Origin of the sequence: Bacillus zhangzhouensis (genome assembly GCF_000715205.1) — a bacterium.
GTDB lineage: Bacteria > Bacillota > Bacilli > Bacillales > Bacillaceae > Bacillus > Bacillus zhangzhouensis.
Genome location: NZ_JOTP01000009.1, coordinates 52,604 through 78,807, shown reverse-complemented (window position 1 = coordinate 78,807; position 26,204 = coordinate 52,604). Strand labels below are relative to the sequence as shown.

The following is a 26,204-nucleotide window of genomic DNA, read 5'->3' as shown; positions in this document are numbered from 1 at the left end:
GACATCACCCTATTTCAACATTTTTTGTAAAGCTTTTTTCACATATTGATCGGTTGTGAGATTCTTCTCTTCTTTTAATAATGGAAGAACCTTTTTGATTTCACGATCACCATATCCAAGAACATTTAAGGCTTCAAGCGCTTCATCTAAAGCGGTTTGCTGCGTTTCGACCTGAATATGATCCTCGTGATTAAATAAGTTGCCAATCATTTCTGGCACCACATCTGCAAGCTTTCCTTTTAGATCAAGAATGATCTGACGGGCTGTTTTTTTGCCAACGCCAGGGAATTTAATAAGGAATGCTTCATCCTCACGTTCTATCGCTGAAATGACAGCGCCAGGATCACCGGAAGCAAGGATCGCAAGTGCGCCCTTTGGTCCAATCCCTGTGACATTTAACAGTTTTGTGAACAACGCTTTTTCTTCTCGTGTTTGAAATCCATATAACGAAAACGCGTCTTCCTTTATGTAATGATACGTATAAATCGTTTCTTGTTTATTTACTTGATAGATAAACGGGTTTGGGGTATAGACTTGATATCCCACTCCGCCGTTTTCAATGACAACATATTGCGGGCACACATAATCAATGGTCCCTTTCACAAACTCTATCACCGTTTTCACCTCTTTGACTGTTCTTCATTGTAACATAAATCGAAGAGAAAACCGCAATAAAAGTTAACATACGTTCGCTCAATCCATTTTTACGGTGCAACCATGAAAAACAGCTTGCGGTCTTCACACCAGCAAGCTGTCACACGCTTTTAAAACGATATTTCATTTCGGTAAGGTTTCATGACTTCAAGCACATGCTCAAATTCATCTTTTGTTCGAAAAGGAATGCCTTGTTCAAGCTGCTCCTCCACATGACTTTCTAAACGGGACGTATCAATTTGAAAGAAGAGGTGAATAGGCTCCGCCCAGTCGCCTGGCCTTCCATGAAACGTAGAAATGACACCGTCCTCTGATAATCCGATATATCCATTTGCTTTACTTAATGGAGAGATATCATCAATTTGTTTTCTAAAAAGGGCAAAATCCTCTTGTTGTTCCACGAGCGTCCAGCCTTTATACTGCGTCCAAAATGTGTCTTTGTCTTCTAATGATGCCCGGTGTCTTTCAATACTCACATCGCCGTCTAGATAGACTTTTTCAAGCTGAACGTTGATGGTGTTTGACTGCTTTTGCAAGTGTTCTTTTCCTTCCATATCCGCAGCGGAAAAAAGAACACTTGTCATGATAAGTCCTGTAACGAAACGTTTCATCTTCACTTTCACTATTTACACCTCTTTAGAACATAAGATCGATGCATGACATATGTAGTTTGACCCATTTTTCTAAACATTAACCAAACCGATTACATGGACTCGTTTTAAGAGTCTTTCATTGTATCCTTCATTCGTAAATGTTATGTTTTATACAATCCATTGCTTTATCGAATGAAACGGTTTTTTCATCATTCGTTTTTCAGCCGCATAAACTGAAACCAAAGAAGGTGAAGTCAATGTCAGATGTCAAAAGATTAGCCGAATCGATTCAGTATCATGAAGAAAAACGTTTTAATAAGCTCGCCTTAAAATCGGCAGAGCTTGAGCTGTGCGGCAAAGGAAGAAGTGCTTATGTATTTTCATATAAAAAAGACGGCAAGAAAATGGCGTTAAAAGTCTTTTTTCCCTCTTATCAACACATTGCCCGCAAAGAGGCAGCAATATATGAAAAACTTTCCGGTTCGTCTTACTACCCTGAGATTTATGAGTCTGGGGATCAGTATATTTTAATGGAATATATAAAAGGTCACACATTCTATGAATGCCTGACAAAGGGGATTCCGATCAAGAAACAAATGATTGAACAAGTAGATGAGGCGCTAGAAGAAGCACGTGATAAAGGGTTAAACCCTTCAGATATCCATCTGCGCAACCTGATCTTAACAAAGGAAGGGCTCGTGAAGGTAATCGACGTTGCCCGCTTCACCCAAACGAAAACATGTCATCAATGGGATGATTTAAAAGCTGCTTATGTCTATTACCAAAAACCTTTTTTCCCTAAAAAAGCGCCGCGTCTGTGGCTTGAAGTGATTGCCTATTTGTATAAAAAGAACTGGTTCTCCCGCGGCCAGCTTAACAACCGAAATGATTTCTCTGCATAATGAAAGCCGCTCTCCTTCCGAGCGGCTTTTTTGTTTTATTCTGTTTCTACATGAATGCTATTGACATTTAATAGGTTAATGATTTCATTATTCAGCTTAAACCATTGATTGGATTCCTCAATTTTTTTATACACATCGTAGGTAGCTGGACGTTTTAGCTCGAAATCAAGCACTTCCCCATTGTTCATATGAAATGTTACCTTGAATACTTTCATCATAAGATCACCTTCCACTCTTTCTTGTTCGCTAACTGGTAAGGTCAGCTCTTTTCATTCATTCTCTATTCAACTCGTTTCCCCTCCTTCTTTCCTTCCAAACGCAAGAAGTTTAAATTTTGTTTAAATTCACACAACATCTCTATCTCTCTAATCTGTAAAGAAGTATATTGTTTAGAAAGGAGGCTGTCTTCATGAAACAGAAAAAGAAACGAACATCTCCAGAGAGACAAACTGTCTTGTTTCATTTAACAGATGCCCTGATTCCGAGTATGGAAATCATGGCGATTGCAGTAAGAGCATTTTTCCATCTCGTGAGAAAAGCCTTTTCAGCCGTTTTATAAAAACCCCGCACAAGAGAAGTGCGAGGTTCTTTTTTAGGACTGATAGATTTGACTTCCTTGGCTGACAAACTCTTTTGCCTTCTTCTCCATCTCTTTTTTCACTTCTTCTGATTGATTGCGGATATCATGAGAAATTTTCATACTGCAAAACTTCGGTCCACACATGGAGCAAAAGTGAGCGGTCTTTGCACCTTCAGCTGGCAATGTTTCATCGTGGAACGCCAAAGCTCTTTCTGGATCAAGTGACAGGTGGAATTGATCCCGCCATCTAAATTCAAATCTCGCTTTCGATAATGCATCATCGCGCTTTTGTGCAGCAGGATGTCCTTTTGCTAGATCAGCTGCATGTGCGGCAATTTTATAAGCGATGACGCCTTCTCTCACATCTTCTTTATTTGGCAGACCTAAATGCTCTTTTGGTGTCACATAACACAGCATGGCTGTTCCATACCAGCCGATCATGGCAGCGCCGATAGCGGATGTAATGTGATCATATCCCGGGGCAATATCTGTTGTAAGAGGTCCTAACGTGTAAAATGGTGCCTCTTTGCAAATCTCCATCTGCTTATCGACATTTTCTTTGATTTTATCCATCGGGACATGTCCAGGTCCTTCAATCATCACCTGTACATCATGTTTCCAGGCGATCTCTGTCAATTCCCCTAACGTTTTCAGTTCTGCAAACTGCGCCTCATCATTTGCATCAGCGATCGAACCTGGTCTGAGTCCATCTCCAAGAGAAAAGGCAATATCATAGGTTTTCATAATTTCACAAATATCTTCGAAATGGGTATAAAGAAAGTTTTCTTGATGATGAGCGAGACACCATCTTGCCATAATCGCCCCGCCTCTTGACACAATTCCCGTTACTCGATCGACTGTAAGCGGAATATACCTTAATAGCACGCCCGCATGAATCGTGAAGTAGTCTACACCTTGTTCAGCTTGTTCAATTAATGTGTCTCGGTACACTTCCCACGTCAAATCTTCTGCCACTCCATTCACTTTTTCAAGTGCCTGATAAATGGGAACGGTTCCTACTGGGACTGGGCAATTTCGAATGATCCATTCTCTCGTTGTATGAATGTCCTTTCCAGTGGACAGGTCCATCATTGTGTCTGCCCCCCACCTGATCGCCCACGTCATCTTCTCTACCTCTTCATCGATGGATGATGTCACAGCTGAATTGCCAATATTCGCATTGATTTTGACGTGAAAATGCTTTCCAATAATCATCGGCTCACTTTCTGGATGGTTAATATTTGCTGGGATGACTGCTCTTCCGCTGGCTACTTCCTCTCTAACAAACTCAGGGCTTAGCTGTTCTCTCAAAGCGATAAATTCCATTTCAGGTGTGATGATGCCTTTTTTTGCATAATGCATTTGTGTCACACAGGCGCCATGTTTCGCGCGAAGCGGCACATGATGAAAATCAGTATGAACATGATGAAAGGGCTCTTTCCCCTTTGAACGATACCCGTTATCTTCCGGTTTCACATGACGCCCTTCGTAGCTTTCTGTATCTTCTCTTTCTTTAATCCACGCCGCTCTAAGACGCTTTAAACCCTTTGTAACATCAATATAGGCGTTCTCATCTGTGTACGGTCCACTTGTATCGTACACACGGATCGGGTCATTTTGAATGTCTCCCGCCTGTGTCACAGTATTTGAGAGCATAATCTCCCTTTTTGGCACCAAGATGTCAGATCTTGAGCCCTGCTCATACACCTTTCGACTTCCGTCAAAGCTTGATAGTAAAGATTGGGTTGATGGGACATTTTTCTTTTCTTTCATTTGCTGTTCTCTCCTTCTCTTTTTGTCATCGGACAGGATGGAATCAGCACCAGCAAAAAACCAGGCTCTATGTTGAGAACCTGGTTTCGTCGTCAGAAAAAAACATGAATGTCATTCATATGACACACGTATCATCTTCAACTTCCCCACGCTGGTACGAGCCAGATCAGGTCCAAAGGGTTAAGAAGCTTAAGCTTCTCTCTCAGCCCACTTAGCGGGCACCCCTAGTCACTCTTATTGATTTCCACATCAGTTTATCATAGAGGCGATATGAAAAAAAGAAGATTCAGGAAAATAGTTCCTTTCCCCTACAAGCTACACCGATGAGCATGATATGCAAACTTCTATACAACAGCTCTCCCCTTTAATTCGATCAAAACAGAAATAATCATTGATCCTTTTATCCTATCATGTATAATTAATCTAAACGGAGAATTTTTATACAAACCATTTGTTCAAAGGAAGTTCTAGTCGATTGCAAACATTTCTAACATTTATCGTCGTAGGATTCTCAATTGCTCTACCTGTTGGAGCGATCACGGTTGAAATGACAAAGCAGGGGTTAAAAAACGGGTTCTTTCATGGCTTAACAGTTGGAGCCGGCGGCATGACAATAGATATCTTGCTCATCTTGGCTTTATATGCAGGGTTCGCACAGTTTTTATCATTGCCGTTTGTCCAAATTCCGCTCTGGCTGATCGGGGCCGTATTCTTGATGATTCTTGCATATGATTCCATTAAAAATGCGGACCAAGACATCCATTTAGCAGGAGAAAAAGTCAACAAATCATTCGCAAAAACTTACCGAAACGGCTTGCTTGTGGCAGTATCCCCTGGAAACCTTGTGTTCTGGGTATCGGTGTTTGGTGCTGTACTGGCAGATGCTTATACTAAAACTGATTCATCTGAATTTATGTTGGCTGCCGGCGGTATTTTGGCAGGGATTCTTCTTCATGACCTCGGTCTTCTCACAATTGTGTCTTTGACAAGAAAAGTGATGAATCGGACAATGATCAAGTGGACATCCATTATTGCTGGTATTTTATTACTTGGATTTGGCTGTTATTTCTTTTACGAATTTTATATAGGCATCAAGGTATATTTTTAAGAAAAGGCTAGAGTTCGTAATGAACTTTAGCCTTTTTTATTTTATTCAACTATCGGGTCATGCCTGTTTGGCCTGTTTCAAATTGCGTTTTTCTCATATCTCTGAAGCGTGTGAATGCTCCTTCGTCTTTGATGACTTGGACAGCTCTTCCATCTGCATAACGAGTCGCTGCTTCTTCTATTTGTGTTACGCCTTCTGCCGTCAGGCGTCCATCTGATTTAATCGCAATATACACATTTTCATCAGTGACCATCACTTGTGAGTCTGCTACGTGGTTCATTTTATTCACACGGTTCGCAATTTTTCGTGAACGCTGTACGTTCTCTTGTTTATCGTAGCCAGAGAACGACATTTGGTTATGATAATTCATATCTCCATGACTATAGCGTCCATCTCCGCCAGTAAGCGGCATTCTCACTTGATCCTCCGTAGGACGTGAACGATAATCAACATTCGTTGTATTTCCGTTCATCCCTTCCATAAGCTCAGAAATTGGGCCTTGGTGATCTTGGTTGTTGTCTGTCGCCCGTTGATTCGAATGATAACCAACCGGCTGGCCTGATTGATTGTGACGAGTATCTACACCCGCGTTGTCATTTGTACCACATGCAGTTAAACCAATAGGAAGAAGCACTAATGCGATTGTTTTTTGCCATTTTTGTCTCAAACGAAAAACCCCCTGTACAAATTCAATCTCATGAGCGCGAAAACAGGCTCTGTTTTAGCATGTACAGTTCAGGGAAAAATCAAGCTGTCAGTTATAAACAAAAAAAGGAACGATTGAGATCGTCCCTTCCGTCGTTAATCTTCTTCGTCTTCTTCTGGTCTTGCAAAAACCGATTGACTTGGATATTGCTGCATGTATGGCTGAGCGGGATAACCACCCATTTGACCATACGGAACAGGATTTGGATAATGTCCAGGCCATGGCTGATGATGATGCTTCATGCCATCATCACATCCGCAGTCTTCCTTGCCATATGCTTCATTTGAGGCGTTTGGATAAAAGCCTTGATTAGCATTTGCGTTTGCGTTTGCGTTTGCGTTTGCATTTGCATTTGGATGCATGTGGTGGTGCCAGTGATGTCCATCGTTTGCATGATGCTCATAATTTTCCCCATAGTAAGCTGGCGCTTGATAGGCTGGATAATATGGCTGAGCAGGGTAAGGATACGGCATCATATGGTGGTGATAATACGGCTGGACCGGATAACAAAGACCTGATCCCGGTAAAATAGGTGAAGCCGGTACCATTTGCTGCGGATATGGATACATCGCAGGCATGTAATGACCATGACCATAATAAGGATCATATGATTCATGATGATGGTGATGATGCTCTTTATTTTCAGCCATTCCTCCTACTGCTGCTCCTCCAACATTCGGCATTTGTGGGAAGTTAGGAAGGTTTGGGTAATTGCTATGCTCCATCTCTTTTCCCTCCTCTTTTTGATGCGGAATATGAATAAATGGATCATATCCCTTTGCCACTTCATCTTTGTGATGATCCTTATTTTCATAATGAAGATGGTCCTTATGATCTTTATGGTCCTTATTTTCATGATGAAAATGATCCTTGTGATCTTTATGGTCCTTCTTCTCATGAACATGATCTTTCTTTTCATGAAAGTGATCTTTTTTCTCATGATGTTCTTTTTGAGGAGGAGGCGTAAATGGCTGGTAGAGATTGGTCTGATAATAGTTCACATCAACTTGTGGAAAAACTGGCTGCTCGATCTTTGGCACTGGCGGTACATAAGGGACCGGTTCATTTGGCTTTTCCTTCGGTTTCGTATCTTGCACTTGCACGACGTCCTTTGGCTTTTCTTTCACATACGGATGTTCTTTAGGTTTTGGCATTTCTTTCACTTTTTGATGATCTGTTTTCACAGGAACACCACTAGATGGAATCTTGATCTTCATACCCGGCATGATCAAATCTGGATTACTGAGCTGTGAATTTAGTTTTTTCAATTCTTGAAAGTCGACTCCGTATTTCTTTGAAATTTTCCAAAGGGAGTCTCCTTTTTGCACAATATGAATTTTCAACGTTTTCCCCTCCTATGCAAAACGTGAACGTAGCGGTTATGTCAGAAGTACAATATGTTTCAACATAAATTTATGCCTATTTACAAGCCAATATGATAAAAACTTGTTTTCTGATAGGAGGGGCTGATTCATTATTTAATGGTGAGCATTTTATTTAATGCAAGCAAAGCCTCTTTTGTAATCTCTTCATTGACCTGAATCAAACCGACTGGCTCACCCTTTTCAATGCTTTCAAGTGACCACAACAAATGAGGCAGATCAATACGGTTCATTGTCAAACACGGACACATATCTGGGTTAAGGGATTCAATTTGTTTATCCGGGTGCTGATCTATGATGCGTTTGACTAAATTCATCTCTGTTCCGATCGCCCACTTGCTTCCTGCTGGTGCCTGCTTGATCGTATCAATAATAAATTTCGTTGAACCAGCTAGATCAGAAGCTCTTACCACCTCATGTGTGCACTCTGGATGCACAAGGATTTGAATGTCACGATCTCTTTTTCTCGTTTGTTCAATATTCTGAACGGTAAACTTCTCATGTACAGAACAATGCCCTTTCCATAAAATCATTTTGATGCGATTGAGCGGTTGATCGGTGATGAGCTTTTCTTCTACTTGATCCCAGACAGCCATTTCTTCTAGCGGGATACCTAAATCAAAGGCTGTATTACGCCCTAAATGCTGATCAGGGAGAAACAAAATCCGCTCTTTTTGTGTAAGCGCCCACTCCAGTACTTTCTTAGCGTTTGAAGATGTGACGGTCGCCCCGCCATGCTTGCCGACAAATGCTTTAATATCAGCTGTTGAGTTGACATAAGTGAGCGGGAGTATCGTATCTCCAAATAGATCAGTGAGCTGTTCCCAGGCTCTGTCCGTTTGTTTCATGTTCGCCATATCTGCCATTGAACAGCCTGCTCTCATATCTGGCAACAGGACGTGTTGATTCTTTTTTGACAGCATATCTGCCGTTTCTGCCATGAAGTGAACACCGCAGAACACAATGTATTCTGCCTCCTGATTGTCAGCTGCTATTTGCGCTAGCTGCAATGAATCACCTGTTGCATCTGCAAATTGGATGACCTCATCTTTTTGATAATGATGGCCTGGTATAAAAAGCTTTGATCCAAAAGCTCGTTTAATGTCTAACACACGCTGCTTCATCTCTTCATAAGAGCGGTGTTTATATTCATCTGGCATCATGGCCGAATGTTGATTCGCTAGTACATCAAGCATGGACATGAGTCGTTCCCCCTTTATGACTGAATTCCATATTCATACTAAAATCAAATGATGGAGCGGAATGTGTCAGAAAACCAAGTGAAATGAGATCGACACCTGTCCCCCGGTAGCTTGGTAATGTCTCTAACGTGATGCCTCCTGATGCCTCTGTCAGGATCGTCTCTGGTGTCATTTGTTTAAAACGTTTCACTTCATCCGGAGAACAGTTGTCAAACATGATGACATCCGCTTTTGCTTCAATGGCTTCCATGAGCTGTGCTTCTGATTCAATTTCCACTTCAATTTTCACCATATGACCGGCGTATGCTCTTGCTTTTTCTACCGCTTCACGGATAGAACCACATGCGGCAATATGGTTATCTTTAATCATCACACCATCCGATAAGCCGAAACGATGATTCTTTCCGCCTCCTACTTTCACTGCATATTTCTCTAACATGCGCAAGCCAGGTGTCGTTTTTCTCGTATCACAAATCGTAATAGACGGATCAGCTAATCGTTGCACTGCTTCATGTGTTAAGGTGGCGATTCCTGTCATGCGCTGTAATATATTCAGAATGACCCGTTCTCCTTTTAGCAAGTCGTTGACCGGGCCTCTTATTTGAGCCATTACAGCGCCTGAATGAATCCAATCGCCCTCTTTGAAAAACAGCTCAGTTTGAATCTGTTCATTCAGCAGGCCATACCCCATTTCAACGATTGGTGATCCTGCCAATACGCCCGATTGTTTTGCGATGATGTAAGCTGTTCCTTTCTTGTCTTCAAAAATGGCATCAGCTGATACGTCTCCAAAGCCAATATCTTCTTTTAAAAAATGAGTAAGCATTTGTTTTAACTGTAAACGTTCCATTCGGCACCGATCCTTTCATTTTTCATGATGTGAATGTGACCCTTTTCATGTACAATCTGTTTTCCTCGCCACAAAGCATCATTCCGCTTTGGATAATCCATTCGATAATGGCCGCCCCTGCTTTCTGTACGGAGTAATGCAGACTTAACAAGGCAAATGGCTAATGCCCATTGATTGCTTAATTCAATCTGTTCATTTGTGATATCCTTCACATTAATTTGCTGAAAAGAGACTTGTTCTAATTCATCGAGTAAGGTCTGCAAGCCTTTTTCATCTCTGACAATTGCGGCATATGCTGTCATCTTTTTTCTAATCTGAGCCTCTGAAATAGTTGGGACAGACCATACTTCTTTTATAGAAAGAGATGGGATTGTTTTTTGCAGTTTTGGCAATTGCTCAATACGTCTAGCCGCTTTTCTTCCTAAAACGAGACCTTCCAGAAGAGAATTACTCGCCAATCGATTGGCGCCGTGTAGCCCTGTACAAGCTGCTTCACCGATGGCAAAAAGCGATTGAACGGTCGTTTCTCCATGTTCATTGACCTTGATTCCGCCCATTAAAAAATGCATACCAGGAGAAACTGGCAATCGGCCGCTTGCCATATGGACTCCAGCTCGCTGACACATCGCATCAATCGCTGGAAAACGAACAGAAAAATGCGGAATATCATGGATGTTGAGATACAGATGATGACCTAATTGCTGCTCATGAAAAATAGCTCTAGCGACCACATCTCTAGGAGCTAAATCGACCTGTGGATGAATCCCTTTCATGATCCGCCTGCCTGTTTCATCTTCTAAATATGCTCCCTCTCCTCGCACTGCCTCTGAAACAAGACCGACTGCTTTTCCAGCGATCGTCAAAAGAGTCGGATGAAATTGAACAAATTCGAGATCCACTAATTGTGCTCCAGCTCGATGGGCCATCATCAGCCCGTCTCCTGTTACAGAAGGATCATTTGTGTTTGTCTCATATAGGGATCCGCAGCCCCCTGTGGATAAAACAACTGCATCTGCGGTCATGGTATGTACGTGTCCTTTCTCGTCTTTCCACACAACACCGACACATTTCCCTTCATGAACTAATAGATCAATGACATGATGATATTCGCATAAATGAATATGTGAGCCAAGCTGACTTTTTAAAAACTGCACGAGGGTTTTACCTGTTTGATCTCCTCCTGCATGCAAAATGCGATTAGAGGTGTGAGCTCCCTCTTTACCTAACTGCGGCATTCCCGCTTCATTCCGATCAAATGGACAGCCTTCTGCTACGAGCTGCTGCACAAGGTGTTTTCCAAAACCCACTATCTCCTGTACGGTCTTGTCATCATTATGATCACAGCCGGCAGCTAGCGTGTCTTGCACATGCTGATCAACTGAATCATGTGCTGAAAAGGCAGCAGCGATTCCTCCTTGTGCAAGCATGGAATTACTAGAGGAAAATTGTTTTTTTGTCATCATGATGACTTGGCAATTTTCTGATATGGTTTTTGCAAAGGAAAGCGCCGCTATGCCTGATCCCACCACAATGACTTTTTTGATTGATGACACAATCACCCCTCCTGTCATTTACACCTGTCTTGACACATATCATTACACAACACTACAATAAATACAAGAAAAAATTTTCATACAGGAGATGGATGGTTTGGTCTATTTAGATTACGCAGCTTCTACACCCGTTTCTGAGGAAGCTCTACATGTATTCCAACAGCTGAGCAAAGATTGCTACGGGAATGCAAGCAGCCTTCATGATGCAGGGGGAAGAGCTAATGACATATTGACTTATAGCAGACAATCACTCGCTACGATTCTTGAGGGCGAACCAGACGGCATCTACTTTACAAGTGGCGGAACTGAATCCAATATCCTTGCGATTCAATCGATCATGAATGGGCTGCCCGCACATAAACAGCATGTCATCACCACATCAGTTGAACATCCTTCCGTTCATCACGCGCTCGATGCCTTGCACCGTCTTGGTGTGAAGGTCACAATCATTGAACCGAATCAAAACGGGATCATCACAGAGGACATTCTTAAAAAAGCTTTATTGCCTGAAACAGGATTAGTGTCCATTCAGCATGCAAACTCAGAAACAGGTATTATCCAGCCATTGGCTCAATTAGCACCTCTTTTAAAAGAAAGACAAATTCTTTTTCATACAGATGCCGTGCAAACATTCGGAAAAATTCGTGTGTCTATCAAGGAGCTTGGGGTCGATGCCATGTCCATCTCCAGTCATAAAGTGTATGCACCTAAGGGCGCTGGCGCTGTCTATATGGCCGCGCATGTCCCTTGGAGGCCTTTATATACAGGTGCAGTGCAGGAAAACGGCTTACGTCCAGGAACTGTGAACGTTCCGTGCATCGGTGCTTTTGTTGCGGCGAGTGAACAAATGATGCTTAAGCTAGATGAGCAGCATCAACTGGATGAGCAGCTTCGTGATTATTTTCTTCAGCAGCTAAAAAAACGTCAGCTGCCTGTCCGTGCGCTTCAGGACAATAACAAGCGCCGCATGCTGCCTCATATTATTGGTTGTTTTTTTGAAGGGTTTGAAGGACAATATGTAATGTTAGCATGTAACCGGTATGGGATTTGTATATCGACTGGAAGTGCATGTGCTTCTGGTTATCATCATCCTTCCCCTGCTGTGAAGGCATTGCATGTATCAGATCGTGATGCCCTTCAGTTCATTCGAATATCATTTGGACGACTATCATCAAAAGATGACATTGATCAGCTTTTGCATACATTTGAGAACTTGCAAAAGGAGAAGAAAGGAGCATAAGACGTGGTTGAAGAGAGGAAACTCATTGGCGAAGACAGAAGAAATGCCATATTACAGTGGCTGAAAGAAACAGATACACCGCTCACTGGAAGCTTTTTAGCTAAAAAGGCCGCTGTATCACGACAAGTTATTGTACAAGATATATCATTATTAAAAGCAAAAAACGAACCCATTATCGCCACAAGCCAAGGCTATGTGTATATGGCGCCGCTGCATGCGCCAGAAACGGAAATTGAACAAATTATCGCCTGCAAGCATGATCCTCTTCGTACAGAAGAGGAACTGACACTGATTGTAGATTTTGGTGTGACGGTGAAAGACGTGATCATAGAACACCCAGTGTACGGAGAGCTGACTGCCTCTATTCGCGTCAGCACACGTAAACAAGTAGCTGACTTCGTTCATCACATTTCTAATACGGGCGCCTCCTACTTGTCAGAGCTAACAGATGGCGTACACTTACATACACTCACTTCCTACAGCCAAAAGCAGCTTGACCAAGCCATTCAAGCGCTAGATGACGCTGGATTTCTGATTACAGACTAAAAAAATAGTGTCCTACACAGGACACTATTTTTCATTCGTTAATTCATATGTTTGGTAGCTGCCGAGCAGTTTGACCTCACAGCCAATCGCTTCTAATTCTTGAATCGCGCCAGGGACAAGCACATCATCCATTTCTTTTTCGATATCAATGATAAATAAATAATGTCCAAGACCTGTTTTTGTCGGGCGAGATTCAATTTTTGACAAGTTAAGATTTCGCCAGGAAAAAGCAGATAGCACGCGATGTAATGCGCCTGATTGGTCATCCTTTGGCAGACTGACAACAATGGTCGTTTTTGGCTTTGATGAGAAACCAGAATTCATTGGGAACGACGCCTTAGGATCTTTATGTAAAATAACAAAGCGTGTGTGATTGTGCGGATAATCATGAATGTCTTTTTTCGCAATGGTCAATCCGTACGTTTTTGCGGCAATCTCATTGGCAATCGCACCAGCAGCTTCATCTGGATGCTCACTGATGTATTTCGCTGCATAGCCTGTGGATTCCACTGGCCGGTGCGGAATATCGGGGTAATGCTTTTTTAGAAATTGATGACACTGGGCAATCGCATGCGGATGTGATTGAATCACATCTAATGTCTCCCAACTCTCCGCTCTTGATGGATGGACAAGCAAATGCTGCCGAATCGGCGCTGTCATTTCACCAACAATGGATAGTGCTTCTTCATGAATTAAATAATCAATCGTTAAGTTCACAGATCCTTCAAGTGCATTTTCAAGCGGAACGACCGCCAAATCTACTTCGCCCTTTGAAACAGCATCCATACATTGCGGAATCGTTGCATAGGCCCGCTGCACTGCATCTTTTGGAAAGCAAGAGCATACGGCCAAATGAGTAAATGTTGCCTCTGGTCCAAAATAACCTACAGTTAATTGCTTCATCTGCTATGATCTCTCCTTTTACGCCCCAGAACCTAGAATTTCAACTTTTTCGACAAATTCAAGTTTTCTTAATTGATTCATGACTGTATTGATATCATCTGCCATGCCAGCCGTACTGATCGATAAGGTGACATTCGCTCTTCCTTGCAGCGGAATGGTTTGGTGAATGGATAACACATTACAGCCAGAGTCAGCCACAATTTGGAGCAGCCTTGACAGAGCTCCAGACCGGTCCTCAAGATGGAAAAACAATGTGATGATCTGCTCTTTGACCATCGTATAAAACGGAAAAACAGCATCTCGATATTTATAAAAAGCACTGCGGCTTAAGTCCGCTTTTTGAACAGCATCGGCAACTGAATCCGCTTTTTTGCGATCAAGCAGCTTTTTGACTTCAAGCGTTTTTCGCATCGCATCTGGAAGTACATCCTCTCTCACTAAATAGAACGTTTCTTCTTTCACCTGTTTTCTCCCCTTTTAAAAACGGGAGAGCCCATGGACTGGACCCTCCTTGTGATCAATCAATAAATTCAAATTCAAACTCAAGCAGACGAATGATATCGCCATCTTTCGCACCGCGCTCACGTAAGGCATCATCGACACCCATTCCGCGCAATTGTCTAGAGAATCGTTTAACGGACTCATCTCTTGAGAAATCTGTCATCTTAAACAGTCGCTCAAGTGCTTTACCAGTTAAGACAAACGTACCATCAGGCTCTCTCGCGATCTCAAATGCTGCATCTCCCTCATCAAACTTGTACATCACACGGTTATCAGACAGCTCTTCTTCATTATAAAGCGGGAATTCCGGTGTCGTTTCAAGCTGATTGGCGATTTCAAATAAGAGCTCACGAAGCCCTTCTCTTGTAATCGCACTAATTGGGAACACTTTATAGTCATCTGTTAGTTTTTCTTTAAATGCGGCTAGATTGTCAGCTGCATCTGGCATGTCCATTTTGTTGGCCACAATGATTTGCGGACGCTCTGTCAATCTCATATTGTATTGCTCAAGCTCTTCATTAATCGTCACGTAGTCTTCGTATGGGTCACGCCCTTCAAGTCCAGACATATCAATGACATGGACAATCACACGTGTACGCTCAATATGACGTAAAAATTGATGACCTAAGCCAACGCCTTCGTGCGCTCCTTCGATAAGTCCTGGCAGATCCGCCATGACAAAGCTCCGGCTATCGTCTGTTTCGACAACTCCTAGGTTCGGCACAAGCGTTGTAAAATGATAATCTGCAATTTTCGGTTTAGCGGAAGAGACAATCGAAAGTAGCGTCGACTTCCCGACACTTGGGAAACCAACGAGTCCAACATCCGCAAGCACTTTTAATTCTAAGATGACATCACGTTCTTTACCTGGCTCACCGTTTTCAGAAAGCTGTGGTGCAGGGTTTGCCGGTGTTGCGAAGCGTGAATTTCCACGTCCGCCTCGTCCGCCTTTTGCAATCACTGCGCGCTGCCCATGCTCTGTTAAGTCAGCTAGTACTTGTTCCGTCTCTGCATCTGTGACAACCGTGCCCGGTGGAACTTTAACGACCATTTCTTCAGCATTTCGTCCATGCTGGTTTTTACTCATCCCGTGCTCGCCGCGATCAGCCTTGAAATGCCGCTTATAACGAAAGTCCATCAACGTTCTGAGGCCTTCGTCTACTTCAAATACAACATCTGCACCATTTCCGCCGTCGCCGCCTGCTGGGCCGCCTTTTGGCACATATTTTTCACGACGGAACGCCACCATACCGTTTCCGCCGTCACCGCCTTTAACATACACTTTAACCTGATCTACAAACATAACTTCCTCCGTTTCTCTGCATCACATATCTCGTTCTTGCCTCAAACAAAGCTCAATCATGGACTCATGAGATGTCACATGAAATTGCGTTATACTCATACATGGATAGTTTGCGTCATGAAACGCATTTAACGCATCCAAACTTGTTAATTTTCCTTTGAAATCAAAATATAAGATCACATCATTCTCTTCATGATCTGTTTGGAACGTGACCGTTAAATGATTTTCAGTTTTTTGGCAAACTGATTGATCGAATATCGAAAACAACTCCCGTGATACCGTTAGCAGCTGCGATTCATATGCTGATAAGTCTCGGGCTTCACCAAGCACTTCATATTCTAGGGTGATAAAATGCGACTCCCAATTAAATGTTAGAAAGTAATAGGCCAATTGGGGAATTTTTAAATTTGAGAGTTTGGATTCATGCTGTGCTTCAATGACCATTTCTTCTATAATTTCAAACACTCGGTCATATTTTTCTAATGTCAAGTTGCCTTTAATCAGCTGCAATTTATTCATCCAGTCATGTCTTGAACGACTGAGCAGATAGATCAATTCATTTGTTAATGCAACGTGAGTTAATTTTTCATTTTGTTTACTTGATATCTCTTCCATTATCGCACTCCCAATCGTTTGGTCTCTCTTTTAGGAGTCTTATCATCAATATGTCTCCCTGAATTATAACAGAGAAGACAGCATAGAAAAACACTAGTTATGTGAGGAAAGGTTGTTTTTTCTGATCGTATAGGAGAAAATGAGGCAAAGTCAGCAAACGTTCTTTGATATTTATGGAGTGCATCTTCTTTTATCATCTTCGGTACCAATTATAAAAAATCGCAAAAGCTCCCTGAATAGTGAAAAAAACTCCAGTCAATGACCGGAGTTTTTAGCAATTATTGTGCCGCAGGATATACGCTCACTTTTTTACGGTCACGACCGAAACGTTCGAATTTAACAGTTCCGTCGATTTTAGCGAAAAGAGTGTCGTCGCCTCCGCGTCCAACGTTTTCACCTGGATAGATTTTCGTTCCACGTTGACGATAAAGGATAGAACCACCAGTTACGAATTGACCATCAGCACGTTTAGCGCCTAAACGTTTAGACTCAGAGTCACGTCCGTTCTTTGTAGAACCTACCCCTTTTTTAGATGCGAAAAATTGAAGATCTAATCTAAGCATGAAGTTCACCTCCTATTTTTTTGTCGATATTCTCACATAATCGTGATAATCTCGTTCGATTGTCTCTAAGGAAACGACCATGCCTTCTAAAAGCAGCTGAGCTTTTTCAAAGGATACTGGATCTGTATCAGTCGGTAATTCAAAAGTGAAATAGCCGCCTTCTTCTCCAATATCGAGCAGTGGATCAATTCCTGTCAGTGCAATAATTGAATTGACTGAGCCGAAAACAACTGCAGATACACCTGCACAAACGAGATCCTGACCTTTTTCAGCAAACTCGGCATGTCCAGTCATTTGAAAAGACGTAATGCTTTCATCTGCCGCTGACCGAGTAATGGTTGCTTTGATCATATCACTCACACGCCTTAAGCGTTGATTTTTTCGATAACAACTTTAGTGTAAGGTTGACGATGACCTTGTTTTTTGTGGTTGTTTTTCTTCGCTTTGTACTTGAACACAGTAATTTTCTTACCACGACCTTGTTTTTCAACTTTAGCCGTTACTGTTGCTCCAGCAACTGAAGGGTTACCCACTTTGACAGTGTCTCCGCCGACAAACAATACGTTTTCGAAAGTTACTGTTTCGCCTGCTTCAGCAGCTAGTTTTTCAACATAAACAGTTTGACCTTCTTCAACTTTAACTTGTTTACCACCAGTTTCGATAATTGCGTACATCTCTGCACCTCCTAATAAACTCAGACTCGCCGAATACAGGGGGCCATAATAGGCACTTTACACCTGCTCCGCGCGGTTGTAGCACGGGTGCTACATATCCATAACATTAAAAAATATATCAAATTAGACGCAGAATGTCAATGTATTTTCACCATTAGTAAGGTAAAAGAAGATCCTCCATTGAAGAGGTGGTTCTTCGGTCTGAAAAATAAGCATGGAGCAGTTCATTTTCATCAAGCTGACTCATTTTCATGCCATCCCTTTCGATAATGATCGGGTGCTTACAGCCCTTTTGAAATCGAGCCAGCACTTCGTATACTTTTTCTTCAGCACTTGCTCTAAGCGGAATGAGCTTCTCTACCTTTTGCTCTTTTTTACCGTAATACCGTTCTAGTAAAAAGCGGACCCTGACGTAATGCCTCTGCCGGTGTTCCATCACAAGTGAATAGGCTAAAAATGTGAGCAACACCCAGCCATTGAATTGCATCGGAGCAAAACAGAGTAACCCTGCTGTCAAAAGACTAAAAAAGACAAGTGAGCCTTTTATCGCAAGGGCATGTGCACGTTGAAAAGGGTAAAAAGCAGATAAGAGCAAAAAGAATAATTTTCCGCCATCAAGCGGCCAAATGGGCAAAAGATTTACAAGAAAAATCGCCATATTATAAAAGGTAAATATCGTAAAGTTGTCGTGCGAGATAAAAGAAGCTTCCATGAGAAACCATGCCATGAGCTGGAGCGGCACATGCTGAAGCGGTCCGCATAAAATGACCGCCAGCTCTTCTTTTAGCGGGCGGTTCCCATGCTCTTCTACTTCTACCGCTCCGCCAAATGGCAGTAAAAAAATCCGCCGAATGCGCCAATGATAATAGCAAGCAGCCGCTGCATGTCCAAGCTCATGGACACAGACGATAATGAGCAGACAAAGCAGCGGCTTAATTTGACCTGAAAGAATCGCAAATGCCATCACAATCCAAAGAAGTGGGTGAATGTGAATTTTCGTCAGCATGAGCAGCCATCTATTCAAAGGTCATCACCTGAATAGGGTCGATAAATTGTTCATTTTGCTTAATGGCAAAGTAATACGTGCCCTTCCCTTGATCATCAAGCGAAATTTGACCAATTTTTTCACCCTTATCGACAAAATCGTATAAGGCCACATCGGCTTCCTTTAATTGACCGTACCAGCTATAGCTGTTATCCGCATGCTGCACAACCACTGTAAGCCCTGTGTCACTTTTCTTTTTCACCTCTACAACATAGCCTTCTTTCATACTATCAATGGCTTCTGCCGATGTTTCAACTTTGACACCTGCACCATTTTGGGTAAATGATTCTTGCACTTTTCCAGAAGCAGGTACAACCAGTTCATTATTGGCTTGTACGTCTTTTCGGTCTGCCTTTTTCTCAGTTAAAAAGGCAAGCGGGTTCCCAACTGTTTTCTCAAACCAGCGGTTGGCAGCAGCAAATTGAAAATCTTGCTCAAAGGTTTGACTAATCATCGGCTTCAGCTGCTGAAACGGACCTGCCTGGCCTTTAAACGAAATGGCTGCAATCAACACAAGGGACGCAGATAGTAAACATTTAAGCACAAAGGTATTAGGGTTAAATAACGGATGCCGATACTTCTTCGGCTGATGAGACATCGACTCATAGGAAGACGATCCAGAATGCTTTTCTTCCTCTGTCAACATGACCCATGGCGGGATATCGTCTTTTTTCTTGAAAGCCGCCTTCTTAGGGGCAGCAGCTGGCTGCTTTGTTTTACGGCGCTGCGCGATTTTCTTTCGGTACTCGTCCACTCTTTTCATGAGATCACCCTTTACATACAAACAGTTTGTACATTTTATGTGGCGACTTCATGTGATATGCAACAAAAAAGACCGATTCTCATCGAATCGGTCTGATCTCACGTGAATGGTTATGCTCTAACACCAAAAAATGCTTTGAGCTTTGCAAACATCCCTTTGTTTTCGTCTTCAAATGATTGCAGTGGAACAGATTCACCTAGTACGCGGCGAGCAATATTGCGATACGCAATTGATACTTTGTTTTTAGCATCCATCACAATAGGTTCACCATTGTTTGAAGCCTTAATCACATCATCATCATCTGCTACAATGCCAAGAAGATCAATCGATAAATGATGTACAACTTCATCCACATCCATTGAATCGCCATTTTTCGCCATGTGTGTACGAATACGGTTGACAATTAAACGAGGCGGTTCGATATCTTCTTGTTCTAATAAGCCGATGATTCGGTCCGCATCTCTTACAGCTGAGATCTCAGGCGTCGTGACGACAATTGCCTTGTCCGCACCTGATACAGCATTTTTAAAGCCTTGCTCAATTCCAGCAGGGCAATCAATGACAACATAATCAAAGTCTTGTTTCAATGATTGAATCAATTCTTTGATCTGCTCCGGCTCTACAGCCGTTTTATCGCTTGTTTGAGCAGCAGGTAAAAGGTACAAAAGATCTTCGAAACGCTTATCTTTTACAAGCGCTTGATGGATTTTGCATCTTCCTTCTACTACATCAACTAGATCATAAATAATGCGGTTTTCAAGCCCCATCACGACATCCAGATTTCGAAGACCAATGTCGGTATCAACTAGACACACTTTTTTCCCTTGAATTGCTAGTGCTGTGCCTAAGTTTGCAGATGTTGTTGTTTTGCCAACGCCGCCTTTTCCTGAGGTAATCACAATAGCCTCGCCCAATTTCACATTCCTCCCTCAAGCCTTGTCAGATTAGGTCTTATATGAGCCAATTGCTGCAGGCGTTCAATGATCATATTGCCATCTATATCTAAATAAGCACATTCCATTTCATTTCCATCTTCTTTTTGATCTGGTGCACGGTTAAACACTTGTGAGATGCGAAGCTGTGTTGGAATCATATGAGATGCCGCAATGACAGCTTGTTTGTTACCATTGCATCCAGCATGCGCCACACCTTTTAATGCACCGAGCACAAAAATATTTCCCCCTGCACGAATGGTTCCGCCAGGATTGACATCTCCTATTAATAAGAGATCGCCTTCTACATGAAGCACCTGTCCAGAGCGTACAATTTTCGCTACAGAGGTGATTTCAGCCTCTGCTTTTAATCGTCTCGCCTCTTCAGTTGACATGACGTCACTTTCAATGGAGTGAATGACGAGATGTTCATTTTCAGACACCGCTTCAGTCAAACGCTTCTCCTGATCCTCTGTTAAATACCGAAAACCAAGTTTAATATGCACATTGACCTTATGCCCTTCCCTTCCATCTGTATATTGCTCAAGCAAAAGAACCTCTCGCAAGCCAGAAAGAAGGTCATCAAACGAACAGTCATCATTTAACTGTAATGTTAATCCGTTTTTCGTACCTTTTATTGTCACATATTGCTGTTTTTGAGTTTTCAAGATGCTCACCTCAACAACATACTCATTTCGCCGTAATTGGACAAACTCCTGCTTTTATTCGTCGATCAGTCCTTGTTTCACATTGATGAAAAAGAGCCTAAGCGGCACAACAAGTATGAGAGACGCAGCAGTATTTAAAAGAATCGTTGGAATAAAGCGTTCGATGACATACGTATTAAAAGGCATAATCCCTGGTTGAATCGTCGCTTGAACGCCGTACACATAAAACTCCATCACGGAAACAGCAATAATCGACAGAAAGACGACCACTAAAATATTCGTCTGAAGGACTTTGAAAGCTTTTGCTAACAAATAGCAAAGCGCCCCAAAGCCAAACATATGGACACCAAGAATGCCTGTATACGAAATATCATATAAAAGTCCAAAGATAAATCCGTAAATCACACCATATTTTTGATTCACAAAAGCAGTCATAAATACAAGTGCAAGTAAGATGAAATGAGGTGCTAAAATTTGATTCTCTGAAACAAATGGGAGCTTCACTAAATCGACAAAAATGCTGTCAAATACGAAGATAAACAACATGACGAAAGCAAGAAGGACACGTTTCACGAGCCTTCCTCCTTCGTCAATTGAGATGCATCTGCCGTACTTGTGCTGCGATTCACAACAATCACGCGGTCTAAATTATTGAGTTCAGCAGCTGGTTCTACATAAATGATTTTTGTCAGTCCGTAATGGTCTGGCTCGATTTCACTCACCTTACCAATCGTTAAGCCTTGCGGGAATACGCCCCCTGCTCCAGATGTTTCAACAAGATCTCCTTTTTTGACATCCCCATCAGCATCGGATTTTAGAATATTCATTGTCAGCATTTTTTTCTTGCTGTCATAACCGTTAATAATTCCATTGAGTTCTTCTTTGCCCTTTTTCGCAAAAATTTTCGTTGAAATTCTATTATTTTGGTCTGTAGAGCTTAGCAACCTTACAGTCGAAGTGAAATTGTTGAGCTTATCACTTTCGATTTTTCCAATTAACGCACCACTCTCATTTGTGACCGCCATATCTTTGTCAACGCCTTGTTTTTTCCCTTTATCAATCATCACAAAACTATCCCAAAGGGACGGGTTTCTCGCGATAACAGTTGATAGGATTGGCGTATAATCACGAATAGAGTTCACATATCCAAGCTGCTTGCGAAGCTTTTTGTTTTCATCTTCTAGCTCTTGAAGTTTCGCCTCATACTGGGTTTGTCCATCAAGTTTTTTTCGAAGACGCTCGTTTTCATCATATGTGTTCTTTAAATCTTGTACGTTCCCATAAATACCGGCAATAAATTGTGATGGTTTATGAAAGACACCTTGAAAAAAGCCTGTCGTATCCCCCACTAATTTTTCCGGCCATGAAGCACCTCTGCCGCTTTTCACTGAAAAACCAATCATGGCCACCAGTACGATGACACAGACAAGGAGCAACATTAATCTTTTATTCATAAAAAACTGCGGCATGTCTTACACCTCTTTATTTACGCCCGATTATCTTTTGATTTTCCTTTGAACAAGTGAATATGTTCTAGTGCTTTCCCTGTTCCGATTGCCACACAGTCAAGTGGGTCCTCAGCAATAATGACTGGCATTTTCGTTTCATCGCTAATGACTTTGTCAAGATTACGCAGCAATGCACCGCCGCCTGTTAAAACGATTCCGCGATCCATAATATCTGCTGCCAGCTCAGGTGGCGTTTTTTCAAGAGTGGCTTTCACCGCATCAACAATTGTTTCCACCGTATCACGAAGCGCTTTTGCAATCTCTTCTGCTGTAATAGAGATCGTTTTTGGCAGACCTGTTAAAAGGTCACGTCCGCGAATGTCCATCTCATCATGCACGTCTGGCTGTGCAGAACCGATTTCCATTTTAATCGCTTCTGAAGTACGGTCACCGATCATCAGATTATACGTTTTACGAATATAACTGCTGATCGCATCATCCATTTCATCACCTGCAACACGGATCGATTGAGAAGTCACAATGCCGCCAAGTGAAATAATGGCCACTTCTGTTGTACCGCCGCCAATATCCACAACCATACTTCCTGTTGGCTCCCATACAGGCAGGTTAGCACCGATTGCCGCAGCAAATGGCTCTTCAATAGGGTATGCGTCACGTGCACCAGCTTGTCTTGTTGCATCAATGACTGCTCGCTCTTCTACAGCTGTAATACCAGATGGTACACATACCATCACGTAGGGTTTACGAGCAAATAGCCCTTTGTTTCTCAGTGCTTGATTAATGTAATATTTCATCATTTTTGCTGTCGTCTCGTAATCTGCAATGACTCCGTCTTTCATTGGGCGAAGTGCCACAACATTACCAGGTGTACGGCCAATCATGTTTCTAGCGTCATTTCCGACCGCCACTATAGACTTCGTATCAGTTTCCAAAGCTACGACCGAAGGTTCTCTCACAACAATTCCTTTTCCTTTAATAAAAACAAGCGTATTCGCTGTGCCAAGATCTATTCCAAGGTCTTTTGTACCAATTCCAAACATATGTATGTATCTTCCTTTCTTAAACCAAAATTCCCTTTAGGGAAAAACTCATAAACTCTATTATATCGTAAAACATTGAAAAAAAAAGTGTTACAAATACCCTTTTTCCTTCAAACTCACAAATTTTTGATCACCTATGACAAGATGATCAAGCAGTTGTATTCCAATCAGCTTTCCACATTCAAAAAGTCGCTTTGTGACTTCAATATCTTCCCTGCTAGGCGTCGGATCTCCAGATGGATGGTTGTGCACACATATAAATGAAGCAGCCGAACGTTTAAAAGCCTCTTTGAAAATTTCGCGCGGGTGAACAATTGATGAGTTCAGACTTCCAATAAACACGGTATGTTTATGAAGAACCTGGTTTTTTGTATTGAGATAAAGACAAACGAAATTTTCCTGCGTCAAAAATCTCATATCTTCCATCACAAAGTTCGCCCCATCCTCTGGTGTGCGGATGACGTAACGGTTGTCCGTCGTTTGATGGTGTAATCTAGTGCCGAGTTCTAACGCAGCTAAAAGAGAGATCGCCTTCGCTTTTCCAACTCCTCGAATCGTCGACAGTTCTTCAATAGAAGCTTCCTTCACAGAACGAAGACCGCCAAATGTTTGCAGAAGTCTTGCGGAAATTTGAAGAACAGATTCCTTTTTTGTGCCTGTCCTAAAAAGGATCGCGACAAGTTCATGGTTTGATAAACTGCTTGGACCATATTTGATAAATCGTTCTCGCGGCTTTTCATCATGAGGGAAATGCTTAAGCAACATAGGGAAATGGTTAATGATGAACACTCCTTTTAGAATTCCTTCCCGTCATCAAAAAGGGGTGATTCCAAATGTTTCAAGCACTCTAACTGTTTTGGCAATAGGGAGACCTACAACGGAAAAATAATCACCGTCTATTTTTTGAACAAGCAGTGCGCCTTTCCCTTGAATGCCATAGCTACCCGCTTTATCAAGCGGTTCGCCCGTTTTAATATAGCGGTTGATTTCATTTTGCGTAAGCGTCCAAAATGTCACTTCTGTTTGTTCATAAAATGTTTCTTTTCTATTCTCTGACTGAATCGTGACACCAGTCAAGACTTGATGTGTCTTTCCTGACAATAATTGAAGCATTGAGGCCGCCTCTTCCTTGTCTTTTGGTTTCCCAAGACATTTGCCATCAATTGCAACAATCGTATCTGCACCAATGATCACAGCTTTGGGATGTATTTTTTGAATATCATTTGCTTTTTGTTCTGCCAACCATTGGACGTTCTCAGCAGGTGAAAGGTTTCGATTTATTTCTTCTTTTAAGTGACTTGCTTGAATCTCATAAGAAAACCCTGCTAAATCAAGCAATTCTTTTCTTCTAGGTGATTGAGATGCGAGAATTAATTGGTTCATGTTCGTTCATCCTTTCAGGGTTTAGCCTAAGAAGTAAGATACCCATTCATCCTATCAAATGTACATCTTACCGACAATTTACGAAAATTCATTTTTCATGTTCCTTCATCATTATGTTGGATGCAAAAGAAAAAAACTAGTCATTTTTTGACTAGTTTGCTCTCTTAAAAAATGATTTTACGTGTTTAATTGATCAAGCAGCGCTTGCTGAGATTTCCACCCATTTTCAGCAGTTGGTTCATTTAACAATTGTACCGCTTTCAGCAAACTGCTTTTAGCTGATGCGGCAGTTGTTTTGGCACTTTCCAGCTCAGAGACCAACTGTGTGACTTCTTTTTTCTCAACTTCATCACCCGCAATCACCTTTGAAGATAAGACAGAAGCCTTCTCTATTAATCCCGTCAGCTCATCTGGCACTTGAAATGAGAGCTCCTTACCACCCCATGCTTCAAAGTGTTGATCAATTAGCTTCTTCCCAACAGCACTTGTCATGCCTTGTTCTGTGGCAAGCCCAGCAATTACATAATATCCATCATCCATTGAGACCTTTTTCCCTGCATATCCTGCATCTTTTAAACTGGTAACCAAGTCATCTGCTCCTTTTTCAGAGGAAAACTTTCCAGCCTGTACGACAAAGGTTGAAAAACTGCCAGAGACACTTTTTTCTTCTTTGGTCTCTTTTGATTCATCAGTATTACCCGCTGGCGGCGCATCCCCTCCGGCTTTCATCGAAGTTTGGTTTCCGGATGCTGAGACACTGACATGGTCACCGCCTGACGGATTTACTGTACCGTCTTTGCTTAAGCTTAGTGCAAACACGCCGAGGCCTGTCCCAAGAACCACTGCAAATATAATCGTTGTCATCACTCTCTTGAAGGGACCGCGGTTTTTACTGAACTTCTGATCAAATGAGCCTTTTTTCTTTTGATAAGGCGTGACGACCTTTGGATCAGAGTGGTAAATGTGATCAGCTGCATCGTCCCACTGGAAATCTTCTTCTTTTGGTTTAGACGGATCTTCCTGAGAAGCAGCTGTCTCCTGTTCCGATTGCCTCTTTTCCTCCCAATTCGAAAACGTCACATGATCCTCTTGCTGTTTTTTTGGCTGATGATCTTCTTCATGAAGCATTTCTTCCTTGCCATTAATATTGACCTTTAGCCCTTGTTTTTTTGCCTGCCTTTTTTTCATTGTCATTCCCCGCTTTCTGACATTGTTTGTAAGAAAGACCTTTTTGTCCAATGAATCAGTGCGAATTT

At 42.1% G+C, this 26,204-nt stretch carries 31 protein-coding genes, 1 riboswitch and 1 other annotated feature; of the genes, 5 read left to right on the top strand and 26 right to left on the bottom strand.

The annotated features are described in order from the left end of the window. Window positions 1-9 precede the first annotated feature (9 nt). The gene (gene ruvA, locus BA70_RS09625) at window positions 10-615 is read right to left on the bottom strand and encodes a Holliday junction branch migration protein RuvA (protein WP_034321303.1); all 606 of its coding nucleotides are present in this window, start codon (window positions 613-615) and stop codon (window positions 10-12) included. A 149-nt stretch (window positions 616-764) separates the two neighbouring features. Beyond that, a complete protein-coding gene (locus tag BA70_RS09620; RefSeq protein WP_034321426.1) occupies window positions 765-1,265 on the bottom strand; it encodes an intercompartmental signaling factor BofC in 501 nt (166 codons plus the stop codon). A gap of 239 nt (window positions 1,266-1,504) precedes the next feature. On the opposite strand from BA70_RS09620, the gene BA70_RS09615 reads away from it, so the two are divergent. Beyond that, window positions 1,505-2,149 carry a protein kinase family protein gene (locus BA70_RS09615; RefSeq protein WP_034321300.1) on the top strand — a complete coding sequence of 215 codons (645 nt, stop codon included), beginning with the start codon at window positions 1,505-1,507 and terminating at the stop codon, window positions 2,147-2,149. A 35-nt stretch (window positions 2,150-2,184) separates the two neighbouring features. On the opposite strand, the gene BA70_RS09610 is transcribed toward BA70_RS09615, so the two are convergent. Beyond that, on the bottom strand, window positions 2,185-2,367 hold the full coding sequence (locus tag BA70_RS09610; RefSeq protein ID WP_078061691.1) for a hypothetical protein: 183 nt from the start codon (window positions 2,365-2,367) through the stop codon (window positions 2,185-2,187). 191 nt (window positions 2,368-2,558) lie between these two features. Here BA70_RS09610 and BA70_RS20315 point away from each other — a divergent pair, with 191 nt between their 5' ends. Then, complete coding sequence (locus BA70_RS20315; RefSeq protein WP_167331432.1) at window positions 2,559-2,708, top strand: hypothetical protein; 150 nt, start codon at window positions 2,559-2,561, stop codon at window positions 2,706-2,708. A 33-nt stretch (window positions 2,709-2,741) separates the two neighbouring features. On the opposite strand, the gene thiC is transcribed toward BA70_RS20315, so the two are convergent. Then, window positions 2,742-4,502, bottom strand: coding sequence for a phosphomethylpyrimidine synthase ThiC (gene thiC / locus BA70_RS09605; protein ID WP_034321294.1), 1,761 nt, complete (start codon window positions 4,500-4,502; stop codon window positions 2,742-2,744). A gap of 126 nt (window positions 4,503-4,628) precedes the next feature. Further along, a riboswitch (TPP riboswitch) is annotated at window positions 4,629-4,738 on the bottom strand. Between the two features lie 239 nt (window positions 4,739-4,977). Here thiC and BA70_RS09600 point away from each other — a divergent pair. Next, window positions 4,978-5,610, top strand: a complete 633-nt coding sequence (locus BA70_RS09600) for a LysE family transporter (RefSeq protein ID WP_034321292.1) — start codon at window positions 4,978-4,980, stop codon at window positions 5,608-5,610. A gap of 49 nt (window positions 5,611-5,659) precedes the next feature. Here BA70_RS09600 and BA70_RS09595 read toward each other — a convergent pair whose 3' ends face one another. From BA70_RS09595 to nadB, 5 genes are all read right to left on the bottom strand, one after another. Beyond that, window positions 5,660-6,277: a YhcN/YlaJ family sporulation lipoprotein gene (locus BA70_RS09595; RefSeq protein ID WP_034321290.1), complete on the bottom strand. Its 618-nt coding sequence runs from the start codon at window positions 6,275-6,277 to the stop codon at window positions 5,660-5,662. A 134-nt stretch (window positions 6,278-6,411) separates the two neighbouring features. Continuing rightward, window positions 6,412-7,659: a SafA/ExsA family spore coat assembly protein gene (gene safA / locus BA70_RS09590; protein WP_034321288.1), complete on the bottom strand. Its 1,248-nt coding sequence runs from the start codon at window positions 7,657-7,659 to the stop codon at window positions 6,412-6,414. 131 nt (window positions 7,660-7,790) lie between these two features. Continuing rightward, on the bottom strand, window positions 7,791-8,900 hold the full coding sequence (nadA, locus tag BA70_RS09585; protein ID WP_034321286.1) for a quinolinate synthase NadA: 1,110 nt from the start codon (window positions 8,898-8,900) through the stop codon (window positions 7,791-7,793). Beyond that, a complete protein-coding gene (nadC, locus tag BA70_RS09580; RefSeq protein ID WP_034321284.1) occupies window positions 8,887-9,750 on the bottom strand; it encodes a carboxylating nicotinate-nucleotide diphosphorylase in 864 nt (287 codons plus the stop codon). The genes nadA and nadC overlap by 14 nt, the downstream gene beginning before the upstream one ends. Further along, complete coding sequence (nadB, locus tag BA70_RS09575; protein WP_078061690.1) at window positions 9,732-11,303, bottom strand: L-aspartate oxidase; 1,572 nt, start codon at window positions 11,301-11,303, stop codon at window positions 9,732-9,734. The genes nadC and nadB overlap by 19 nt, the downstream gene beginning before the upstream one ends. A gap of 97 nt (window positions 11,304-11,400) precedes the next feature. Here nadB and BA70_RS09570 point away from each other — a divergent pair, with 97 nt between their 5' ends. Beyond that, window positions 11,401-12,543, top strand: coding sequence for an IscS subfamily cysteine desulfurase (locus tag BA70_RS09570; protein ID WP_034321281.1), 1,143 nt, complete (start codon window positions 11,401-11,403; stop codon window positions 12,541-12,543). Between the two features lie 3 nt (window positions 12,544-12,546). Further along, a complete protein-coding gene (locus BA70_RS20410; protein WP_034321279.1) occupies window positions 12,547-13,089 on the top strand; it encodes a transcription repressor NadR in 543 nt (180 codons plus the stop codon). Between the two features lie 24 nt (window positions 13,090-13,113). On the opposite strand, the gene pheA is transcribed toward BA70_RS20410, so the two are convergent. The 17 genes from pheA to BA70_RS09480 all read right to left on the bottom strand — a co-directional run bounded on the left by pheA (window position 13,114) and on the right by BA70_RS09480 (window position 26,136). After that, window positions 13,114-13,992 (bottom strand): prephenate dehydratase, encoded by an 879-nt coding sequence (pheA, locus tag BA70_RS09560; RefSeq protein ID WP_034321277.1) that lies wholly within the window; start codon window positions 13,990-13,992, stop codon window positions 13,114-13,116. Between the two features lie 18 nt (window positions 13,993-14,010). Further along, the gene (locus tag BA70_RS09555) at window positions 14,011-14,454 is read right to left on the bottom strand and encodes an ACT domain-containing protein (RefSeq protein ID WP_008342790.1); all 444 of its coding nucleotides are present in this window, start codon (window positions 14,452-14,454) and stop codon (window positions 14,011-14,013) included. A gap of 55 nt (window positions 14,455-14,509) precedes the next feature. Continuing rightward, entirely contained in the window at window positions 14,510-15,796 is a 1,287-nt protein-coding gene (obgE, locus tag BA70_RS09550; protein ID WP_034321274.1) for a GTPase ObgE, read from the bottom strand. A gap of 21 nt (window positions 15,797-15,817) precedes the next feature. Further along, window positions 15,818-16,411: a sporulation initiation phosphotransferase B gene (locus tag BA70_RS09545; protein WP_034321270.1), complete on the bottom strand. Its 594-nt coding sequence runs from the start codon at window positions 16,409-16,411 to the stop codon at window positions 15,818-15,820. Between the two features lie 278 nt (window positions 16,412-16,689). Then, window positions 16,690-16,974 (bottom strand): 50S ribosomal protein L27, encoded by a 285-nt coding sequence (gene rpmA, locus BA70_RS09540; protein WP_003216586.1) that lies wholly within the window; start codon window positions 16,972-16,974, stop codon window positions 16,690-16,692. 12 nt (window positions 16,975-16,986) lie between these two features. Continuing rightward, complete coding sequence (locus BA70_RS09535) at window positions 16,987-17,325, bottom strand: ribosomal-processing cysteine protease Prp (RefSeq protein ID WP_034321267.1); 339 nt, start codon at window positions 17,323-17,325, stop codon at window positions 16,987-16,989. Between the two features lie 14 nt (window positions 17,326-17,339). After that, the gene (rplU, locus tag BA70_RS09530) at window positions 17,340-17,648 is read right to left on the bottom strand and encodes a 50S ribosomal protein L21 (RefSeq protein ID WP_034321264.1); all 309 of its coding nucleotides are present in this window, start codon (window positions 17,646-17,648) and stop codon (window positions 17,340-17,342) included. Window positions 17,649-17,660: 12 nt separating this feature from the next. Next, window positions 17,661-17,736 (bottom strand) — a sequence feature (ribosomal protein L21 leader region). A 66-nt stretch (window positions 17,737-17,802) separates the two neighbouring features. Then, window positions 17,803-18,672 carry a M50 family metallopeptidase gene (locus BA70_RS09525; protein ID WP_034321261.1) on the bottom strand — a complete coding sequence of 290 codons (870 nt, stop codon included), beginning with the start codon at window positions 18,670-18,672 and terminating at the stop codon, window positions 17,803-17,805. Continuing rightward, window positions 18,665-19,456 (bottom strand): M23 family metallopeptidase, encoded by a 792-nt coding sequence (locus BA70_RS09520; RefSeq protein WP_034321258.1) that lies wholly within the window; start codon window positions 19,454-19,456, stop codon window positions 18,665-18,667. The genes BA70_RS09525 and BA70_RS09520 overlap by 8 nt, the downstream gene beginning before the upstream one ends. Before the next feature lie 110 nt (window positions 19,457-19,566). After that, the gene (minD, locus tag BA70_RS09515; RefSeq protein ID WP_007501531.1) at window positions 19,567-20,370 is read right to left on the bottom strand and encodes a septum site-determining protein MinD; all 804 of its coding nucleotides are present in this window, start codon (window positions 20,368-20,370) and stop codon (window positions 19,567-19,569) included. A gap of 2 nt (window positions 20,371-20,372) precedes the next feature. Continuing rightward, window positions 20,373-21,056 (bottom strand): septum site-determining protein MinC, encoded by a 684-nt coding sequence (gene minC / locus BA70_RS09510; protein WP_034321255.1) that lies wholly within the window; start codon window positions 21,054-21,056, stop codon window positions 20,373-20,375. Between the two features lie 54 nt (window positions 21,057-21,110). Then, window positions 21,111-21,629: a rod shape-determining protein MreD gene (gene mreD, locus BA70_RS09505; protein ID WP_034321253.1), complete on the bottom strand. Its 519-nt coding sequence runs from the start codon at window positions 21,627-21,629 to the stop codon at window positions 21,111-21,113. Beyond that, on the bottom strand, window positions 21,626-22,525 hold the full coding sequence (gene mreC, locus BA70_RS09500; RefSeq protein ID WP_034321250.1) for a rod shape-determining protein MreC: 900 nt from the start codon (window positions 22,523-22,525) through the stop codon (window positions 21,626-21,628). Before mreC ends, mreD begins: the two co-directional genes overlap by 4 nt. A gap of 17 nt (window positions 22,526-22,542) precedes the next feature. Further along, window positions 22,543-23,565 carry a rod shape-determining protein gene (locus BA70_RS09495; RefSeq protein ID WP_034321249.1) on the bottom strand — a complete coding sequence of 341 codons (1,023 nt, stop codon included), beginning with the start codon at window positions 23,563-23,565 and terminating at the stop codon, window positions 22,543-22,545. A 90-nt stretch (window positions 23,566-23,655) separates the two neighbouring features. Further along, window positions 23,656-24,330: a RadC family protein gene (gene radC, locus BA70_RS09490; RefSeq protein WP_034321246.1), complete on the bottom strand. Its 675-nt coding sequence runs from the start codon at window positions 24,328-24,330 to the stop codon at window positions 23,656-23,658. 48 nt (window positions 24,331-24,378) lie between these two features. Further along, the gene (locus BA70_RS09485; protein WP_034321243.1) at window positions 24,379-24,948 is read right to left on the bottom strand and encodes a Maf family protein; all 570 of its coding nucleotides are present in this window, start codon (window positions 24,946-24,948) and stop codon (window positions 24,379-24,381) included. 177 nt (window positions 24,949-25,125) lie between these two features. Further along, the gene (locus BA70_RS09480) at window positions 25,126-26,136 is read right to left on the bottom strand and encodes an SPOR domain-containing protein (protein WP_034321240.1); all 1,011 of its coding nucleotides are present in this window, start codon (window positions 26,134-26,136) and stop codon (window positions 25,126-25,128) included. Window positions 26,137-26,204 lie beyond the last annotated feature (68 nt).

Excerpts from the sequence above, each read along its gene's own strand:
- BA70_RS09520 (WP_034321258.1), bottom strand. The coding sequence starts at position 19,456 with ATGAAAAGAGTGGACGAGTACCGAAAGAAAATCGCGCAGCGCCGTAAA.
- mreC (WP_034321250.1), bottom strand. The coding sequence starts at position 22,525 with ATGCCGCAGTTTTTTATGAATAAAAGATTAATGTTGCTCCTTGTCTGT.
- nadA (WP_034321286.1), bottom strand. The coding sequence starts at position 8,900 with ATGTCCATGCTTGATGTACTAGCGAATCAACATTCGGCCATGATGCCA.
- nadC (WP_034321284.1), bottom strand. The coding sequence starts at position 9,750 with ATGGAACGTTTACAGTTAAAACAAATGCTTACTCATTTTTTAAAAGAA.
- thiC (WP_034321294.1), bottom strand. The coding sequence starts at position 4,502 with ATGAAAGAAAAGAAAAATGTCCCATCAACCCAATCTTTACTATCAAGC.
- rplU (WP_034321264.1), bottom strand. The coding sequence starts at position 17,648 with ATGTACGCAATTATCGAAACTGGTGGTAAACAAGTTAAAGTTGAAGAA.
- BA70_RS09485 (WP_034321243.1), bottom strand. The coding sequence starts at position 24,948 with ATGAACCAATTAATTCTCGCATCTCAATCACCTAGAAGAAAAGAATTG.
- BA70_RS09620 (WP_034321426.1), bottom strand. The coding sequence starts at position 1,265 with ATGAAACGTTTCGTTACAGGACTTATCATGACAAGTGTTCTTTTTTCC.
- BA70_RS09535 (WP_034321267.1), bottom strand. The coding sequence starts at position 17,325 with ATGATCAAAGCAACCATTACTCGGTCAGCGGCAGATGAAAGCATTACG.
- BA70_RS09610 (WP_078061691.1), bottom strand. The coding sequence starts at position 2,367 with ATGATGAAAGTATTCAAGGTAACATTTCATATGAACAATGGGGAAGTG.
- BA70_RS20315 (WP_167331432.1), top strand. The coding sequence starts at position 2,559 with ATGAAACAGAAAAAGAAACGAACATCTCCAGAGAGACAAACTGTCTTG.
- BA70_RS09545 (WP_034321270.1), bottom strand. The coding sequence starts at position 16,411 with ATGGAAGAGATATCAAGTAAACAAAATGAAAAATTAACTCACGTTGCA.
- pheA (WP_034321277.1), bottom strand. The coding sequence starts at position 13,992 with ATGAAGCAATTAACTGTAGGTTATTTTGGACCAGAGGCAACATTTACT.
- BA70_RS09480 (WP_034321240.1), bottom strand. The coding sequence starts at position 26,136 with ATGAAAAAAAGGCAGGCAAAAAAACAAGGGCTAAAGGTCAATATTAAT.
- radC (WP_034321246.1), bottom strand. The coding sequence starts at position 24,330 with ATGTTGCTTAAGCATTTCCCTCATGATGAAAAGCCGCGAGAACGATTT.
- BA70_RS09495 (WP_034321249.1), bottom strand. The coding sequence starts at position 23,565 with ATGTTTGGAATTGGTACAAAAGACCTTGGAATAGATCTTGGCACAGCG.
- rpmA (WP_003216586.1), bottom strand. The coding sequence starts at position 16,974 with ATGCTTAGATTAGATCTTCAATTTTTCGCATCTAAAAAAGGGGTAGGT.
- BA70_RS09615 (WP_034321300.1), top strand. The coding sequence starts at position 1,505 with ATGTCAGATGTCAAAAGATTAGCCGAATCGATTCAGTATCATGAAGAA.
- obgE (WP_034321274.1), bottom strand. The coding sequence starts at position 15,796 with ATGTTTGTAGATCAGGTTAAAGTGTATGTTAAAGGCGGTGACGGCGGA.